The sequence below is a fragment of the Pseudomonas sp. St386 genome (assembly GCF_018325865.1).
Classification (GTDB): Bacteria; Pseudomonadota; Gammaproteobacteria; order Pseudomonadales; family Pseudomonadaceae; genus Aquipseudomonas; species Aquipseudomonas brassicacearum.
Window position 1 is genome coordinate 4724877 of record NZ_AP021900.1, and the last position, 16255, is coordinate 4741131.

At 64.5% G+C, this 16255-nt stretch carries 10 protein-coding genes; 6 read left to right on the plus strand and 4 right to left on the minus strand.

Annotated elements, in window-relative coordinates; all coding sequences use genetic code 11:
- Nucleotides 1-17 precede the first annotated feature (17 nt).
- The 3 genes from KI235_RS20820 to KI235_RS20830 form a co-directional block, all read right to left on the minus strand.
- Nucleotides 18-3218: a transporter substrate-binding domain-containing protein gene (locus tag KI235_RS20820; protein WP_003203938.1), complete on the minus strand. Its 3201-nt coding sequence runs from the start codon at nucleotides 3216-3218 to the stop codon at nucleotides 18-20.
- A 295-nt stretch (nucleotides 3219-3513) separates the two neighbouring features.
- On the minus strand, nucleotides 3514-4848 hold the full coding sequence (locus KI235_RS20825; protein WP_003203939.1) for a SidA/IucD/PvdA family monooxygenase: 1335 nt from the start codon (nucleotides 4846-4848) through the stop codon (nucleotides 3514-3516).
- A 145-nt stretch (nucleotides 4849-4993) separates the two neighbouring features.
- Entirely contained in the window at nucleotides 4994-5476 is a 483-nt protein-coding gene (locus tag KI235_RS20830) for a sigma-70 family RNA polymerase sigma factor (protein WP_003203940.1), read from the minus strand.
- A 316-nt stretch (nucleotides 5477-5792) separates the two neighbouring features.
- On the opposite strand from KI235_RS20830, the gene KI235_RS20835 reads away from it, so the two are divergent.
- From KI235_RS20835 to KI235_RS20845, 3 genes are read left to right on the plus strand one after another with little or no spacing between them, the layout of a single operon-like run.
- Nucleotides 5793-6941: an efflux RND transporter periplasmic adaptor subunit gene (locus tag KI235_RS20835; protein WP_028236687.1), complete on the plus strand. Its 1149-nt coding sequence runs from the start codon at nucleotides 5793-5795 to the stop codon at nucleotides 6939-6941.
- Nucleotides 6942-8912, plus strand: coding sequence for a MacB family efflux pump subunit (locus tag KI235_RS20840; protein ID WP_069971502.1), 1971 nt, complete (start codon nucleotides 6942-6944; stop codon nucleotides 8910-8912).
- A 10-nt stretch (nucleotides 8913-8922) separates the two neighbouring features.
- The gene (locus KI235_RS20845) at nucleotides 8923-10317 is read left to right on the plus strand and encodes an efflux transporter outer membrane subunit (RefSeq protein WP_060614041.1); all 1395 of its coding nucleotides are present in this window, start codon (nucleotides 8923-8925) and stop codon (nucleotides 10315-10317) included.
- Between the two features lie 332 nt (nucleotides 10318-10649).
- Here KI235_RS20845 and KI235_RS20850 read toward each other — a convergent pair whose 3' ends face one another.
- Complete coding sequence (locus KI235_RS20850; RefSeq protein WP_212795276.1) at nucleotides 10650-12266, minus strand: PvdJ/PvdD/PvdP-like protein; 1617 nt, start codon at nucleotides 12264-12266, stop codon at nucleotides 10650-10652.
- Between the two features lie 408 nt (nucleotides 12267-12674).
- Between KI235_RS20850 and pvdM the strand changes: the two genes are divergently transcribed.
- The 3 genes from pvdM to KI235_RS20865 are packed head-to-tail and all read left to right on the plus strand — an operon-like array spanning nucleotide 12675 to nucleotide 16218.
- Complete coding sequence (pvdM, locus tag KI235_RS20855) at nucleotides 12675-14045, plus strand: pyoverdine-tailoring dipeptidase-like protein PvdM (protein WP_013693933.1); 1371 nt, start codon at nucleotides 12675-12677, stop codon at nucleotides 14043-14045.
- A complete protein-coding gene (locus tag KI235_RS20860) occupies nucleotides 14042-15319 on the plus strand; it encodes an aminotransferase class V-fold PLP-dependent enzyme (RefSeq protein WP_038858939.1) in 1278 nt (425 codons plus the stop codon). Before pvdM ends, KI235_RS20860 begins: the two co-directional genes overlap by 4 nt.
- Nucleotides 15320-15342: 23 nt before the next feature.
- The gene (locus KI235_RS20865; RefSeq protein ID WP_003203963.1) at nucleotides 15343-16218 is read left to right on the plus strand and encodes a formylglycine-generating enzyme family protein; all 876 of its coding nucleotides are present in this window, start codon (nucleotides 15343-15345) and stop codon (nucleotides 16216-16218) included.
- Nucleotides 16219-16255 lie beyond the last annotated feature (37 nt).

Here is a 16255-nt window from a genome sequence, read left to right on the forward strand (position 1 = left end):
GCCAGACGAAGCCCTTGTTAGGTCTTCAGTTGTTCCGCCAGGTGCTCGATGGCTTGGCGAATATCTTCCACGGCTTGGGCGAGCAACAACGTGTCGTCGCCCCGACAAGCGTTTTCCAGCGCTTCGCAGGCGGCGATCAGGCGTTGCGCCTGAACGATCCGCGCTCCACCCTTGATCCGGTGCGCCAGGTCCGCCAGGCCCGGCAAGTCTTGTCGGCTGGACAGATGCAACAGTCGCGCTAGATCGTCGGCATTGCTGCTGACCAGTTCTTCCAGCAGTGCCCTGATGGCGGTCGTGTCGCCGCCGGTCAGTTGTTCCAGGCTGGTCAAATCGATGCCGTCGTCGGGCTGAGGCGCCCCCACGTCCGGCGTGACCGAAGCCAGGCACGCGTTGAGCGCCCGAAGACTGATGGGTTTGAACAGGCAATCGTCCATCCCGGCCTCGGCGCAGCGGTCCTTTTCCTCAGGTTGGGCATTGGCCGTGAACCCCAGGATCACCCCGGGCGAGAGGTTTTGCGCATGCTCTTCGTCGCGAATGGCCCGCGCCAGTTCATAGCCGCTCATCAAGGGCATGTTGCAATCAGTGATGACCACATCGAAGTGCTCGCTGCGCCAGGCGTGCAGACCTTCGACACCGTTCTGCGCTTCCTGGACACGATGGCCCAGGTAGCCCAGTTGCTGGGACAGCAACAAGCGATTGGCCGGGTAGTCGTCGACCACCAGGATACTCAGCGCCCGGCCCGGCACCAGCGCCTCGGCCTCGACAGGCGGCGCGGTCGGCAAGGCATCGAGCAGGGGCAGGTCCAGCAGGATCTCAACCTGCGTGCCCGCCCCCGCCGCGCTGCGCAACGTCAGGGTGCCGCCCATCATTTCGCACAACGTGCGGCTGATGACCAACCCCAGCCCGGAACCGCTGCGGGCCGACTGGGTCGTGTGGGTGGCCTGGGTAAAGGGGCTGAACAGGCGACGCTGGTCCTCAGGCGAAATCCCGCAGCCGGTGTCCTCGACTCGCAGGCAAATGCCCAGGCGCCCGTGTTCAACGTCCGGCTCGCCGCTCACACTCAGGCGCACCTCGCCCTGGTCGGTGAACTTGATGGCGTTGCTCAACAGGTTCGAGACGATCTGCTTGAAGCGCAACGGGTCGATCAACACGTCACGGTTGACCCCGGCGTCCAGCACCCGTTGCAAGCGCAGGTGTTTCTGCCGGGCCAGGCCCTCGAAAATCCGCGCCACCGACTCGGTCAATTCGTGCAGATTGGCCCGTTGCGGCGCCAGCGACAGCTTGCCCGACTCAATGCGAGCGATGTCGAGGATGTCGCCGATCAAGTCCAGCATGCCATGGGCGGCCCCCGACGCGACCTCGATGGCGAACCGGTCCACGACGCCTTGGTCGGCTTTTTTCAGGGCCAGTTCCAGCAGGCCGATCACCGCGTTCATCGGTGTGCGGATCTCATGGCTCATGGTCGCCACGAAGGTGGTCTTGGCCCGATTGGCGTCGTCGGCGCTTTCCTTGGCGACGCGCAATTGCTCCAGCAGGCGCCGCAAGTAAATGACCCAGCCCAAGGTCACCAGCAACAGCAGCGCAGCGACAGTGAACCCCTGGAGAATCGTGGTGCGGTTGCGCAGCCAGTAACTGTCGTCGATCACTACCTCACTGCGCCAGCGGTTGGTCAGCTCGTCCATCTCTTCGGGAGAAATGCTCAACAGCGCCTTGTCGAGAATCGAGTAAAGCTCCAATGCGCCCCGGTTCGTCGCCAACGCAACGCGCGCGGGCAAGGTGCCGACAGTACTGGTGACCTGCAGCTTGTCGCGATACTGGCGGGAGATCATGTAGCGGGCGCTGATCAACGGATTGACCGCAGCGTCCGCCGTGCCGGCGGCGACCATGGCCATGGCGTCGGCGGTGTTTTGTGCCGTCACCAACTGCACGCGGGGGAACTGCTCCAGCAGGAACTCGCGCAACACGCTGCCGCGCACCAGCGCCAGGCGCTTGCCAGCCATCTGGTCCAGGGTTAGCGGGCCCTTGGCCCGAGCGGGCACCACAAGCACGAACGGATTCGTCAGGTACGGTCGGGTAAAGCGCAACTCGTCTTCGAGTTCGGTGCTGGGTATGGCGGTCGCCAAGACATCGGCCTTGCCGCTCTTGATCTGGCCGATCAAATCGTCAACCGAGCCGCCACGCTGCACATCGAATTTCAAACCGGTGCGCAAGCTGATCCTCGCCAGCACATCGGCGCCGATACCGCGCAAATGGCCCTGTTCATCGAAGAACGTCAGCGGCAGGAAGTTTTCGTTGGCGGCGACTTTGATCCGTGGGTGGGCATCCAGCCAGCGCTGCTCCTTGACGCTGAAATGCAGTGCCTGCTGCCCTGGCAGGCTCACGCCGCCGGCACTCCAGCGCCGCAGGATGCTCATGTGTTCGCTGGCGGGAATGGCTTGCAGCGCGGCATTGATGATGCGCAACAGGCGCGCGTTGTCGCGACTGACCGCGAAGGCGAACGGCTGCACTTCCATGCGCGAGAAATCGGCCAGTTGAATATTGTTCAGGTAATTCTTGCTGATCAGGTAGTTGGAACTGATCGAATCCCCCAGATAAACGTCGGCCTGACCAAACGCCACGGCACCGATGGCGCTCAAGGTCGAGGGGAACAACCGCAAGGAAGCCTCGGGATAAAACGCCTCGACCGTCTCCGGCGGCAAGTAGTGATACAGCATCGCCACGCGCTTGCCCGCCAGGTCGGTGGGCAAGTCCTGGCTGTCGTCGATGCGGGCCACGAGGGTGGGCAGGTCATCGGCATAGGCCTGGGACATCGCCAGGTCCCGATCGGCGGCTTCGAAGCCGTTGGCGGTGCCGAGCATGTCGATCTCACCGCCGCGCAGGGCCTGGAGCGATTCGGCACGGGATGGATAGCGCTGGACCTGCACCTTGACGTGCAGGAGTTGCCCGAGCAATTGCGCATAGTCGGCGGTCAGGCCTTCATAGTCGCGACCATTGCCGGTGATGCTGAACGGCGCGTAGTCCGGCGCCGAGGCGCCCAGTTGCAACGGGCCCTTCTGGCGCAGCCAGGTCCAGTCGGCATCGTCCAGGGACACCGAATAATCGCTCACATTGGAGCGCCCGAGCACCTGCAGCGCCTCGGGGGCCGCGCCCACCGGTGGCACCACACTCAATGAGCCCAGCAACAGCGCCACCAGGCCTGTGCGAAGAAGCAGCATCATCTGGTCAGGGTGTTTCGCTTGGCGTAGTCGGCCCGGCGCACCGTCGACTGCACATTCAGTCAGGGTGGACCGGCTGAGGGGTTCAGACTGCCAATACGAGGGAACAGCGAACCGAGCCTTTCAAACAGCAGGAGGCTGTGAAGTGAGTGTAGGAAGTTTCTGAAGAATTTCCTGCGAGTGACCCAAGGCCAGGCCTATGACCTGTGGGAGCGAGCTTGCTCGCGATGGCGTCAGTTCAGCCAATATTGAAGTGACTGACACTACGCCTTCGCGAGCAAGCTCGCTCCCACAGGGCCTATACGGCGGCGAGCAACTGATCGCGCACCGGACGCGCCTGCCCGCGATTGTTCCCGTGCTCATACAGCGAGCCGGCGATTTCATCGGCGCGCACCGGCAGGATTGACAGCAAGGTGTCGCTCAGGCCATGGCTGGCCTGGCAGAAGCCCTGCATGTAGATCGCCGCCTTGCAGCGCTCGTCGGTGATCAGCTTGTAGTTGCGATCCACCTCGAAATCCCCCAGGTACTGAGCCAGCGGCTCCAGCAGGGTGCGGTGCATCTGCCGCTCGTAACCGGTGGCCAGCACCACGGCGTCATAGCGGCGCACGGTCAGTTCGCCGGTGGCGTTGTTGCGCACTGCCAGCTCCACGCCGGCGTCGGTGGCCGTGGCCTTCTCCACCGTCGTGAGAGTGCGGAACGCATGACGGGCGATGCCGGAGACTTTCTGGCGATAAAAAATCCCGTAGATGCGTTCGATCAGGTCGATGTCCACCACCGAATAGTTGGTGTTGTGGTACTCGTTGACCAGGCGCTCGCGCTCGCTGTGGGGTTGCTGGAACACCAGGTTGGTGAACTCCGGCGAGAACACTTCGTTGACGAACGGGCTGTCGTCCGCCGGCTTGAGGGCCGAGCCGCGCAGGATCATGTCGACCTGCACCGAAGGGAAGCTGTCGTTGAGGTCGATGAAGGCCTCCGCCGCGCTCTGCCCACCGCCGATGATCGCGATGTTCATCGGCTGGCCCTTCACGCACGGCTGGCTCGCCATACGCGCCAGGTACTGGGAATGGTGGAACACCCGCGCGTCGTCCTTGAACGCCTTGAATGCCTCGGGGATGCGCGCCGTGCCGCCGGCACTGACCACCAGCGCACGGCTGCTGCGGACCAATTCTTCGCCCTGGGCATTGCGGGAAATCACCCGCAGCGCCTCGACCTGCTGGTTGTGCAGCAGCGGTTCGATGCGCAGTACTTCTTCGCCATAGCGACTCTGCTCGGTGAAATGCCCGGCCACCCAGCGCAGGTAGTCATTGAACTCCATGCGGCACGGGTAGAAGGTGCCGAGGTTGATGAAGTCCACCAGGCGGCCATGGTGCTTGAGGTAATTGACGAACGAATACGGGCTGGTCGGGTTGCGCAGGGTCACCAGGTCCTTGAGAAAGGAAATCTGCAACTCGCTCTGGGTCACCAGGGTGTTGCCGTGCCAGCGGTAGTCGGCCTGCTTGTCGAGGAACAGCACGTCCAGCTCGCCCTGGACCGACCCGCGCTCCTGCAGCGCGATGGCCAGCGCCAGGTTCGAGGGGCCGAAACCGATGCCGATCAAGTCGTGAACGATGGGCGATGCAATTGCCTGTGTCATGTCCAGTGTCCTCTGGAAAAGCCCTCAACAGGGCGCGAAAAGCCTGGGGTGACCTGCCCAGCGTTTAGGGGGCCAACAAGTCGTGTGTTGAGAGGAACGAGGACAATGAAAAAAAATTTACCGCGAGGCGACCGGCGTGGGCAGATTAATGCGCGTCCCACTGCCGCACGCGAACGCGGCAGTGCTTCATGGCGTTGACGATGTGTTTTTCCACCAGTGCCCGGGAAATGCCCAGGCGCTCGGCGATTTGCGGGTGGGACAGGCCTTCGAGCTTGCGCAGCAGGAAGCTCTCGCGGCACAGCGGCGGCAGCTCGGCCAGGGCACGCTGGAGCATGTCCAGGCGCTGGCCGTGGTCGAGACTGGAATGGGGCGACGGGGTGAAGAAGCGCTCTTCGCTGTCCAGCACCTCCAGGGATTCGACCTGGCGCAGGGTATTGCGCCGATGCCCGTCGATCACCAGGTTCAATGCCGTGCGATAGAGGAACGCCCGGGGCTGTTCAATGGGGGTGTCGCTGGCGCGCTCCAGCACCCGTACATAGGCGTCATGCACCACATCCTCGGCCGCCTGGCGGTTGCCTAGCCTGGCGTTCAGGAAACACACCAGCTCGCGATAGTAGTTTTCCAACATGACTCCCGTGCGCAATGGCTGCGACCGCTATCCGTGCCCACTCGGCATGCCCGGGACAGGCAATGGCACGATGGTGGCAGATTCAATCGCGTAATTTATAGTAATTCTCATATAGATTTAAAGCTTTGGTTTGTATCCGGGCTGATTCATTCATTTGCAGTGGCGCCGAGAACCGCTGTTGTGGCGAGGGAGCTTGCTCCCGCTCCTACAAGTGTTTCACACCAGTAAATTCCCGCCCGGAACGCTCGTTTACCAGAACAGCCTCCCGTCCCTGCCCTTCCTGGGACGGGCCCGATATCACCGGCCGGAACCCCGCATGAAACGTCCCCGCCCTACCCGACGCGCCTGGCTTCTCACCTTCGCTCTGCTTCCGGCCGTGGCCTTCGCCGCGTGGCAAGCGGTCGCGCCAAGCCGGGCGCCCCTGGTCACCGCGCCCGTCACCCGTGGCGATATAGAAAACAGCGTCACCGCCCTGGGCACCCTGCAACCGCGGCGTTATGTCGACGTCGGCGCCCAGGCGTCCGGGCAGATCCAGAAGATTCATGTGGAAGCCGGCGACGAGGTGCGCGAAGGCCAGTTGCTGGTCGAAATCGACCCATCCACACAAAAAGCCCGGCTCGACGCCGGGCGTTTTTCCATCGAGAACCTCAAGGCCCAGCTCCAGGAACAGCGCGCCCAGCACGACCTGGCGCAGCAGAAATCCCGCCGCCAGCAGCAACTCAAGGCCGGCGGCGCCACCCGCGAGGAAGACGTGCAGACAGCCCAGGCCGAAGTGCGAGCGACCCAGGCACGCATCGACATGTTCCAGGCGCAGATCCGCCAGGCCCAGGCCAGCCTGCGCAGCGACGAGGCTGAATTGGGCTATACGCGCATCTATGCGCCGATGAGCGGCACCGTGGTCGCCGTCGGTGCCCGGGAAGGCCAGACCCTCAACGCCCAGCAGCAAACCCCGTTGATCCTGCGCATCGCGCGCCTGTCGCCGATGACCGTCTGGGCCGAAGTTTCGGAAGCCGACATCGGCCACGTCAAACCGGGCATGACCGCTTACTTCACCACCCTGGCCGGCGGCAGTCGGCGCTGGAGCAGCACCGTTCGCCAGATCCTCCCGGTGCCGCCACGTCCGCTGGAAGCCAGCCAGGGCGGCAGCCCCAGCGGTGGGCGCAGCGGCAGCGAACGGGTGGTGCTCTACACCGTGTTGCTCGACGTCGACAATGCCGACCGCGCGCTGATGACCGACATGACCGCCCAGGTGTTTTTTGTCGCCGCCCAAGCCAACGACGTGCTGACCGTGCCCATCGCCGCCTTGCAGGACACCGGCCAGGTGCGGGTGCTGGCCGACAATGGCGATGTCCAGCCGCGCACCGTTCGCACTGGCGTCAGCGATCGGCTGCGCACCGAAATTGTCGACGGCCTGAGCGAAGGCGACCGGGTGCTGATCGGCCCGGCTACCGGCAGCGGAGGCTGAATGAACACGCCCCTGATCGAACTGCGGGACATTCGCAAGGCCTACGGCGGTGGCGACAGCCCTCGGGTGGAGGTGCTGCGCGGCATCGACTTGGCCATTCACGCAGGGGAATTCCTGGCGATTGTCGGGGCGTCCGGCTCCGGCAAATCCACCTTGATGAACATCCTCGGCTGCCTCGACCGCCCCACCAGTGGCGAGTACCGTTTCGCCGGCGAAGACGTCGCCAATCTGGGCAACGATGAACTGGCCTGGTTGCGGCGCGAAGCGTTCGGTTTCGTGTTCCAGGGCTATCACCTGATCCCCTCTGGCACCGCCCAGGAAAACGTCGAGATGCCGGCCATCTACGCCGGCACCTCGGCCGCCGAGCGCCACGCCCGGGCCAGCGCCCTGCTCGATCGCCTGGGCCTGGCCAGCCGCACCGGCAACCGCCCCCATCAATTGTCCGGCGGCCAGCAGCAACGAGTGTCGATAGCCCGCGCCTTGATGAATGGCGGCCACATCATCCTCGCCGACGAACCCACCGGCGCCCTCGACAGCCAGAGCGGCATCGAAGTCATGGCCTTGCTCGACGAGCTGGCGAGCCAGGGCCATGTGGTGATCCTGATCACCCACGACCGCGAAGTGGCGGCCCGGGCCAAGCGCATCATCGAGATCCGCGACGGACTGATCATCAGCGACAGCGCCAGCTCCTTGCCGAGCGAGGTGCCAGCCAACCCAAAGGCACTGCAAGCCGTGGACCTGCGCCAGCGCCTGAGTGCCGGCAGCGAACACAACGGCGCCTGGAAAGGTGAGCTGGTGGACGCGGTACAAGCGGCGTGGCGGGTCATGTGGATCAATCGCTTTCGCACCGCCCTGACGCTACTGGGCATCGTCATCGGCGTGGCCTCGGTGGTGGTCATGCTGGCCGTGGGCGAAGGCAGCAAGCGCCAGGTCATGGCCCAGATGGGCGCCTTCGGCTCGAACATCATCTACCTCAACGGCACCGCGCCAAACCCGCGCGCCGCCAAGGGCATCATCAGCGAGTACGACCTGGCCGCCCTCGCCGCCCTGCCCGAGGTGCAACGGATCATGCCGGTCAACGGTGCCAACGCCAGCGTGCGTTTCGGCAACCTCGACCACACCAGCTATGTCGGCGGCAACGACACCAATTTCCCGACCATCTTCAATTGGCCGGTGGCCGAGGGCAGCTACTTCAGCGAAGCCGACGAACGCAGCGCCGCGGCAGTGGCGGTGATCGGCCACAGGGTCCGGCAGAAACTGCTCAAGGATGTCGCCGATCCCATCGGCCGCTACATCCTGATCGAGAACGTGCCGTTCCAAGTGGTCGGCGTACTGGCCGAAAAAGGCGCCAGCTCCGGGGACTCCGACGCCGACAACCGTGTGGCGGTGCCCTACTCCGCCGCCAGCGTGCGGCTGTTCGGCACGCGTCATCCCGAGTACGTGGTGATCGCCGCCAAGGACGCGGGTAAGGTCCAGCAGGCCGAGCAAGCCGTCTCGCGGACGCTGTTGCGCCTGCACGACGGCAAGCAGGATTTCGAACTGACCAACAACGCCGCGATGATCCAGGCCGAGGCGCGCACCCAGGGCACGCTGTCGCTGATGCTCGGCGCCATCGCCGCGATTTCACTGTTGGTGGGTGGCATCGGCGTAATGAACATCATGCTCATGACCGTGCGCGAACGCACCCGCGAGATCGGCATCCGCATGGCTACCGGCGCCCGGCAGCGCGACATCCTGCGCCAATTTCTCACCGAAGCGGTGATGCTCTCGGTGGTCGGCGGGCTCGCCGGTATCGGCCTGGCCCTGCTGGTGGGCGGCGCGTTGCTGCTGGGCAATATCGCCGTGGCCTTCGAATGGCTGGCGGTGTTCGGCGCCTTCGGCTGCGCCCTGGTCACCGGCGTTGTCTTCGGTTTCATGCCGGCCCGCAAGGCCGCCCGCCTCGACCCGGTCGCGGCCCTTACCAGTGAATGAACCCCACGCTATGAAAGTCCACCTGACCCTCCTGGCCGCCAGTCTTTTACTGGTGGCCTGCGGCACCCCTTTGTCGGCACCAGACAGCGGCCTCCAACCGCCACCGGCCTGGCAGAAACTCGATACGCCCGGCGCACGAGCGGATAACCAGCAATGGTGGACGCACTTCGGTAGCCCGCAATTGAACCGCTTGATCGAGCAAGCGCGCCTGGACAGCCACGACCTCGCCGCTGCCATGGCTCGGGTGCGCCAGGCCGAGGCCAGCGCGGTGATCGCCGGCGCGCCGTTGCTGCCAGCGGTCACGGCCGGGCTCAACGGCAATCGCCAGCAGTTGTTGCGCGGCAAGGGCTACAGCCAGCTGGATGTGGATCGGAACAACCGCACCATCGATTACTACGACGCCAACCTCAGTGCCACTTATGAGCTGGATTTCTGGGGCGGCAAACGGGCGGCCCGGGACAGTGCGTTGAAGACGTTGTCGGCCAGCCAGTTCGACCGCGCGACGGTGGAGTTGACCCTGCTCAGCGGCGTCGCCAACAACTACACCCAGGCCTTGTCCCTGCGCGAGCAACAGCGCATCGCCGAACAGAACCTGGGCAACGCCCAACGCGTACTCGATCTGGTGCAGACCCGCTACGACGCCGGCAGCGCCACTGCCCTGGAACTGTCCCAGCAAAAAAGCCTGGTGGCGGCCCAGCAACGCCGCTTGCCCCAGGTGCAGCAACAGGCCCGCGAAGCCTTGATTACCCTGGCGACGCTGCTGGGGCAACCGGTGCAGTCGGTCACACTCGACGACGACAGTTTCGACCGCCTGCACTGGCCGGCCATCGACGCTGGCGTGCCCAGCCAATTGCTGAGCCGCCGCCCGGACATCGCCGCCGCCGAAGCCCGCCTCGCCGCCGCCCAGGCCGACATCACCGTCGCCCGCGCCGCCATGCTGCCCAGCGTGACCCTGGGCCTGAGCCTCGCCACCGGCGCCGACATCGCCGACCAGTTGCTGCGCAACAACGTCTACAACCTCGGCGCCGGCCTGGCCGCGCCGATATTCAACAATGGCCGCCTGAAGGCCGAACGAGACAGGACCATCGCGCGCCAGGAGGAACTGCTGGACCTCTACCGCGCCGCCATCATCAACGGCTTCGCCGACGTCGAAAAAGCCCTGAACGGCATCAACGGCCTGGACCGCCAACGGCAGTGGCAAAGCGAAGAACTGCACCAGGCCCAGACCGCCTTCGACATCGCCCAACGCCGCTACCAGGCCGGCGCCGAAGACCTGCTTACCGTACTGGAAACCCAACGCACCCTCTTCGCCGCCCAGGACATGAACGTGCAATTGCGATTGGCGCGGGTGCAGGCGAGCGTGGCGTTGTACAAGGCGTTGGGTGGGGGTTGGCAGGTCATGTAGGCCTTTACATTTCGATCGTTCCCACGCAGAGCATGGGAACGATCGGGTCGCGGGGGCTGTGAAGATCGTTCCTCACGCTCCGCGTGGGAATGCAGCCAGGGACGCTCCGCGTCCCAAAGAGCCGAACGCAGAGCGTCCGTAGAGGCGTTCCCACGCAGAGCGTGGGAACGATCGGGTCGCGGGGGCTGTGAAGATCGTTCCTCACGCTCCGCGTGGGAATGCAGCCAGGGACGCTCCGCGTCCCAAAGAGCCGAACGCAGAGCGTCCGTAGAGGCGTTCCCACGCAGAGCGTGGGAACGATCAGTCAATGGTGTTCATCCAGTTAGGAAGGGTTAAACCGGTTTGGATTTGAGATTGCGCGCATACCACGGCCGCTGCGGCACGCGGCGGAACAGTTCGGAGAGCTTTTTGTCATCGCTGCCGAAGGTGATGCGCAGCGCCAGTTTCATGGTTTCCGGGTCCATTTCCACCGAACGCCCAACCTGCAGCCCCGGCGTGGTGCTGCAACCGTGGGTGTCCGGGCCTAGCCAAGGGTCGGCGATTTCCACCCAGCGGCCCGGGGCAAACCAGGGCACGCCGTTGACTTCAAGCCGGCTCACTTCCCCTGGGTGGAAACGTTCGTGGGCACGGAACCAGTCTTCGATACGGTCGTCGATCCAGCCGTGGAAGGCCCAGAACACCGGGTTCACGTGGGAGGAAAACGGATCGCCGAGAAAGTCGTTTTCCGGGGCGAACCAACGCTGGGCGAAGTCCGACGGGTCGCGGGCGAACGGTACCGGGTGGCCGTTGGACGGGTCGCGTGGCACCGAAGCCCAGCGCATGTGCAGCCAGTCGTGCAGGCCCAGTTCCACTTCCGAACCAAACTGACCCAGGGTCAGCTTCGACAGGTAGCGCGGGTCGCGGTAGCGTGATTCCCAGACCTGGAAATTGCTGTGGTACGTCTCGGCGGTCTTGATGTCGCTGACCCACTGGGCGTACTGCTCGTCTCCCCTGGCCAGCCAGGTCGGCGGCAAGGCCGTGCCATCGTGGTTGTCGAGGTAGCGGGCGAACCCAAGGCGATCGCGCTCAAGCTCCGGTTGCGGCAAGGGGAAGTGCGACCACGACGGCAGCGGCTGGAACGAACGCGCCGTGCCGAGCATGTGCCGGTGCATGAAAAAGAAGTCCACGCCCGAGCCGTTGCGATCCTTGCGCTTGCCGCGAGCATCACGCTCCTGATCCCGAGGCCCAGGCTGCCAACCGATGCCGCGCAGGGCGTTGCGCTTGTCCTCGTCCAGGGTGTGCCATTTGTCCCGGGTGGCATGCCAGAGCTGGTGGAACAGCCGATGCTCGGGCGACACCAGCCAGGCCAGCAGCGCCGGGCTCAGCGGCGTGCGCTCCCGAGCCTCGGGGAAACGCTGCTTGAGGGCGATGAAATGATTGTCCTGTTCAGGCAGCGCCAAGGGACGGTCCAGGCGCCACACACGACCACTGAGGGTGGCGCTGCCGGCATTGCCAAAGCTGGCCCAGACTTCGTCCAGGGTCATGGTGAATTCATAGTCCGGCGCGTCCTGTCGAGCACTCATCAGCCGCCAGCTCAGTTGCTTCGGGTCGGTGCCGGCCAGGTCGCCCAACACCCGATAACGCGGCTCGTCGGCGCCGCGCAAGCGTTCGGCGCTGTCGAGGTAGCCCACCAGGCCACGGCCCCTCTGGCCGATATCGAGGAAGACCTGCAGATCGTCCTGGGGCAAGCCTTCAAGGCCGGCGTCGCGGCCGGTGAAACGGATCGTCCAGATGCCCCGCAACGTATCGGCCCGGCGCTGGCCCGCTACGTCAGCCACGTCGAACGAGGCCTCGCCGGGGGTGATGCTCGGGTCCGGTCGGGTCAGTTCGCGATGCCCGTAATACACCGCAGGCACGGCGGCACCGGTCAGCGCCAGGCCTGCCATGAACCATCGTCGAGAAATCGTCATTGCCTTACCTGTGTTCGGCCCTGGAGCGGGCTTTATCCAAGCTAGAACGATGGGGGGGCTGACAAATTTATAGGGGCTGTTACGGCCTCATCGCGAGCAGGCTCGCTCCCACAATGGATCTGAGTACATCCGCAAGAGATGGGTGGGTTTGAAGGCCGCCTTCGCGAGCAAGCTCGCTCCCACAGGGGAGCTGAGTACATTCGGCAGAGGCTGGTCAGCTGAAAGGTCGCCTCGCGAGCAAGCTTTGCTCCCACAGGTGAAACCCATTGCAATTGCACTGTGGGAGCAAAGCTTGCTCGCGATGGCGGCCCCGAGGACGCCTAAATTTCCCCGCCGATCACTCGTTCTCCCCAGATAGCAAAGGCCCCCGCGCCTGTCCTTCCAAGGCGAACCTGACTGAGATCGGCAATGACAACACCTCGTTCGAAAAAGGCTCTTTTCATCGGCCTGCCCCTGGCCCTGGCGTTGGCCGTCGGTGCTGGCGTCGCGGCTTGGGACCATTGGTGGCGGGACAACCCCGGCTACCCGGTCAAGGTGATGAAAGAAGCCAGGGAACTGCACGAACGCCTGCTGTCCTTCGACAGCCACATCACCGTGCCGCTGGATTTCGGCACCGCTGGCAACGAAGCCGACAAGGACGGCAAGGGTCAGTTCGACCTGGTCAAAGCCAACCGCGGCCACCTGTCCGGCGCGGCCCTGACGGTGTTCGGCTGGCCGGAGTTGTGGAACGGACCCAACGCCCCGCACAAGCCCACCGCCGGCTTCGTCGAGGAAGCGCGCAACCAGCAGGAAGTGCGCTACAAGATCATCACCGGCATGGTCCGCGACTTCCCCAACCAGGTCGCCATCGCCTACACCCCGGATGATTTCCGCCGCCTGCACGGCGAAGGCAAGTTCGCGATCTTCATCAGCATGCTCAACGCCTATCCCCTGGGCCACGACCTGAACCTGCTGGACCTGTGGACAGCGCGGGGCATGCGCATGTTCGGCTTCAGCTACATCGGCAACAACGACTGGGCTGACTCCTCGCGTCCACTACCGTTCTTCAACGATTCGCCCGACGCCCTCGGCGGCCTGTCGGATATCGGCAAGCAAGCGGTGACGCGCCTGAACGACCTGGGCGTGATCATTGACGTGTCGCAGATGTCGACCCAGGCCCTGGAGCAAGTCGCGCAACTGAGCCGCACGCCGCTGGTGGCCTCCCATTCGGCGCCACGGGCGATGGTGGACATTCCACGCAACCTCAGCGACAAGGAAATGCAACTGATCAAGGCCAGCGGCGGCGTGGTGCAGATCGTCGGCTTCTCCCAGTACCTGCGCCCGCTGACGCAAAAGACCCAGGACAAACTCAACGCCCTGCGTGAGCGTTTCGACCTGCCGCCACTGCCCAACCTGGCGATGGCGCTGATGCCCGGCGACCCGATCATCGCCGCCTGGCCGGAACAGAAATTCGGCGAATACGCCGGCCAGCTCTACGGCATCCTCGAAGACGAACCCAAGGCCAGCCTCAAGGACCTGGGGGACGCCATCGACTACACCGTGCGCAAGATCGGCATCGACCACGTCGGCATCAGTTCGGACTTCAACGAAGGCGGCGGTGTGAAAGGCTGGGAGAACGTCGGCGACATCCGCAACGTCACCGCCGAACTGCTGACCCGCGGCTACTCCGAAGCCGACATCGCCAAACTGTGGGGCGGCAATTTCCTGCGGGTCTGGGACCAGGTCCAGAAAGCCTCCCGCCCCGCCATCGCCTCGACCCAGAAGACCGTCCAGCCATGAATGAACGTCGCACTTTCCTGAAGCAGGCCGGGATCCTCGCCGCCGGCCTGCCCCTCGCCGCCAGCCTGCCCACGGCCAGCGCCGCTCCTCTGCCGCCGCTGCCGAAAAATAAATGGGCGCAACTGCGCTCGCTGTTCAACCAGGACCCGGACTACCTGCACTTCTCCAATTTCCTGGTCACCACCCACCCGCGCCCGGTGCGCGAGGCCATCGAAGCACACCGCGCCGCCCTGGATAAAAACCCGGGGCTGCTGATGGACTGGGACCTGGGCGTCACCGAAGAACGCGAGGAAAACGTCCGCACCTGGGCCGGCCGCTACCTGCAAGCGACGCCCAAGCAGATCGCCCTCACCGGCAGCACCACCGAAGGCCTGTCGATGATCTACGGCGGCGTCCATGTGGCAGCCGACCAGGAAATCCTCAGCACCGCCCACGAACACTACGCCACCCACACCATTCTCGACCTGCGCAGCCAAAGGACCGGAACACGGGTACGCAAGATCAAGCTGTTCGAGAACGCCCACGACGCCAGCCACGAACAAATCCTCACGGCCATCGACCGCAACATCCGCCCCGAAACCCGGGTGCTGGGCATGACCTGGGTGCATTCGGGCAGCGGCGTGAAACTGCCGATCGACAAGATCGGCGCCCTGGTGGACAAGCACAACCAGGGCCGCAGCGATGAGCAGCGAATCATTTATGTGGTGGACGGCGTGCACGGTTTCGGCGTCGAAGACCTCAGTTTCCCCGAGATGAATTGCGACTTTTTCATCGCCGGCACCCATAAGTGGATGTTCGGCCCGCGCGGCACGGGCCTGGTGTGCAGCCGCAGCGAAGAGCTCAAGTACGTCACGCCGATCATCCCGACCTTTTCCGAAGCCACGGCGTTTTCCACGGTCATGACCCCGGGGGGCTACCACGCCTTCGAGCATCGCTGGGCGGCGGACGAGGCGTTCAAGTTGCACCTGCAACTGGGCAAGGCCGAGGTGCAGGCGCGGATCCATGCCCTCAACAGCTATCTGAAAAAACAGTTGGTGGCACAACCGCAGATCGAGCTGGTCACGCCGCTGAGCCCAGACCTGTCCGCCGGCTTCACCTTCTTCCGGGTCAAGGGCCGCGAGAGCGACGAGGTGGCCGCCTACCTGATGAAGAACCGCGTGATCGCCGATGCCGTGCATCGCGATGCGGGGCCGGTGGTCCGTACTGCGCCGGGGCTGCTCAACACGGAGGCCGAGATCGATCGCTTCATGGGGTTGCTGGGCAAGACACTCTGAACATGACTTATCGAGAGAGATGGATGAACAGTTTTTCGCTGAAGCTATTCCCGGCACTGGCCCTCGCCGCCCTGCTGCCCTCCGGCGCCCAGGCCTCGCAACCGGGCCAGGTCTTTCGCGACTGCAAGGACTGCCCGGAAATGGTCGTGCTGCCCACCGGCACCTTCCAGATGGGCACCCTGGAAAACGAAGTGGGACGCGAGCCCGACGAAGGCCCGATGCACCCGGTGACGTTCGCCAAGCCGCTGGCGATCAGTCGTTTCCAGGTGCTCAAGGGTGAATGGTTCGCCTACCTGCGCGACACCGGCTACACGATGCCCGACGGCGACAAACGTCCCGGTCGCGCCTGCAAGGCCGGCATCCCGGACTACCAGGGCAGTGACCCGCGCAAGCAGTACACAGACCGACATCCGGCGGTGTGCATGGATTTCGCCGAGGCCAATGCCTACGTGGCGTGGTTGTCGAAAAAGACCGGTAAACAGTACCGACTGGTCAGCGAGTCCCTGCGCGAATACGCAGCACGCGGCGGCAGCGCCGACCCGTTCCCCTTCCCGTTCGATGACGGCAAGGACTACAGCATCGCCCAGCACGCCAACACCTACGGCGCGGCCGACGGCTACAACTTCACCGCTCCGGCCGGCAGCTTCGCACCCAACGCCTTCGGCGTGTACGACATGCACGGCAACGTCTACGAGTGGACCGCCGATTGCTACAACGAAAACTATGTAGGCGCCCCGAGCGATGGCAGCGCCTGGCTCAGCGGTGATTGCAAGGCACGCCGCATCCGCGGCAACGACTGGGGCGAAGCACCGGTGTTCTCCCGTTCGGGCAATCGCAACGCGGTGTACCCCGATGCACGGGGCGATTGGCTGGGATTTCGGGTGGCGCGGGATATGTAGGCGCCCCATGTGGGAGCAAAGCTTGCTCGCGATGCAG

Coding starts and splice junctions, on each gene's coding strand:
- KI235_RS20845 (WP_060614041.1), top strand. CDS start 8,923: ATGAAAGTCCACCTGACCCTCCTGGCCGCCAGTCTTTTACTGGTGGCC.
- KI235_RS20835 (WP_028236687.1), top strand. CDS start 5,793: ATGAAACGTCCCCGCCCTACCCGACGCGCCTGGCTTCTCACCTTCGCT.
- KI235_RS20865 (WP_003203963.1), top strand. CDS start 15,343: ATGAACAGTTTTTCGCTGAAGCTATTCCCGGCACTGGCCCTCGCCGCC.
- KI235_RS20840 (WP_069971502.1), top strand. CDS start 6,942: ATGAACACGCCCCTGATCGAACTGCGGGACATTCGCAAGGCCTACGGC.
- KI235_RS20830 (WP_003203940.1), bottom strand. CDS start 5,476: ATGTTGGAAAACTACTATCGCGAGCTGGTGTGTTTCCTGAACGCCAGG.
- KI235_RS20860 (WP_038858939.1), top strand. CDS start 14,042: ATGAATGAACGTCGCACTTTCCTGAAGCAGGCCGGGATCCTCGCCGCC.
- pvdM (WP_013693933.1), top strand. CDS start 12,675: ATGACAACACCTCGTTCGAAAAAGGCTCTTTTCATCGGCCTGCCCCTG.
- KI235_RS20825 (WP_003203939.1), bottom strand. CDS start 4,848: ATGACACAGGCAATTGCATCGCCCATCGTTCACGACTTGATCGGCATC.
- KI235_RS20820 (WP_003203938.1), bottom strand. CDS start 3,218: ATGATGCTGCTTCTTCGCACAGGCCTGGTGGCGCTGTTGCTGGGCTCA.
- KI235_RS20850 (WP_212795276.1), bottom strand. CDS start 12,266: ATGACGATTTCTCGACGATGGTTCATGGCAGGCCTGGCGCTGACCGGT.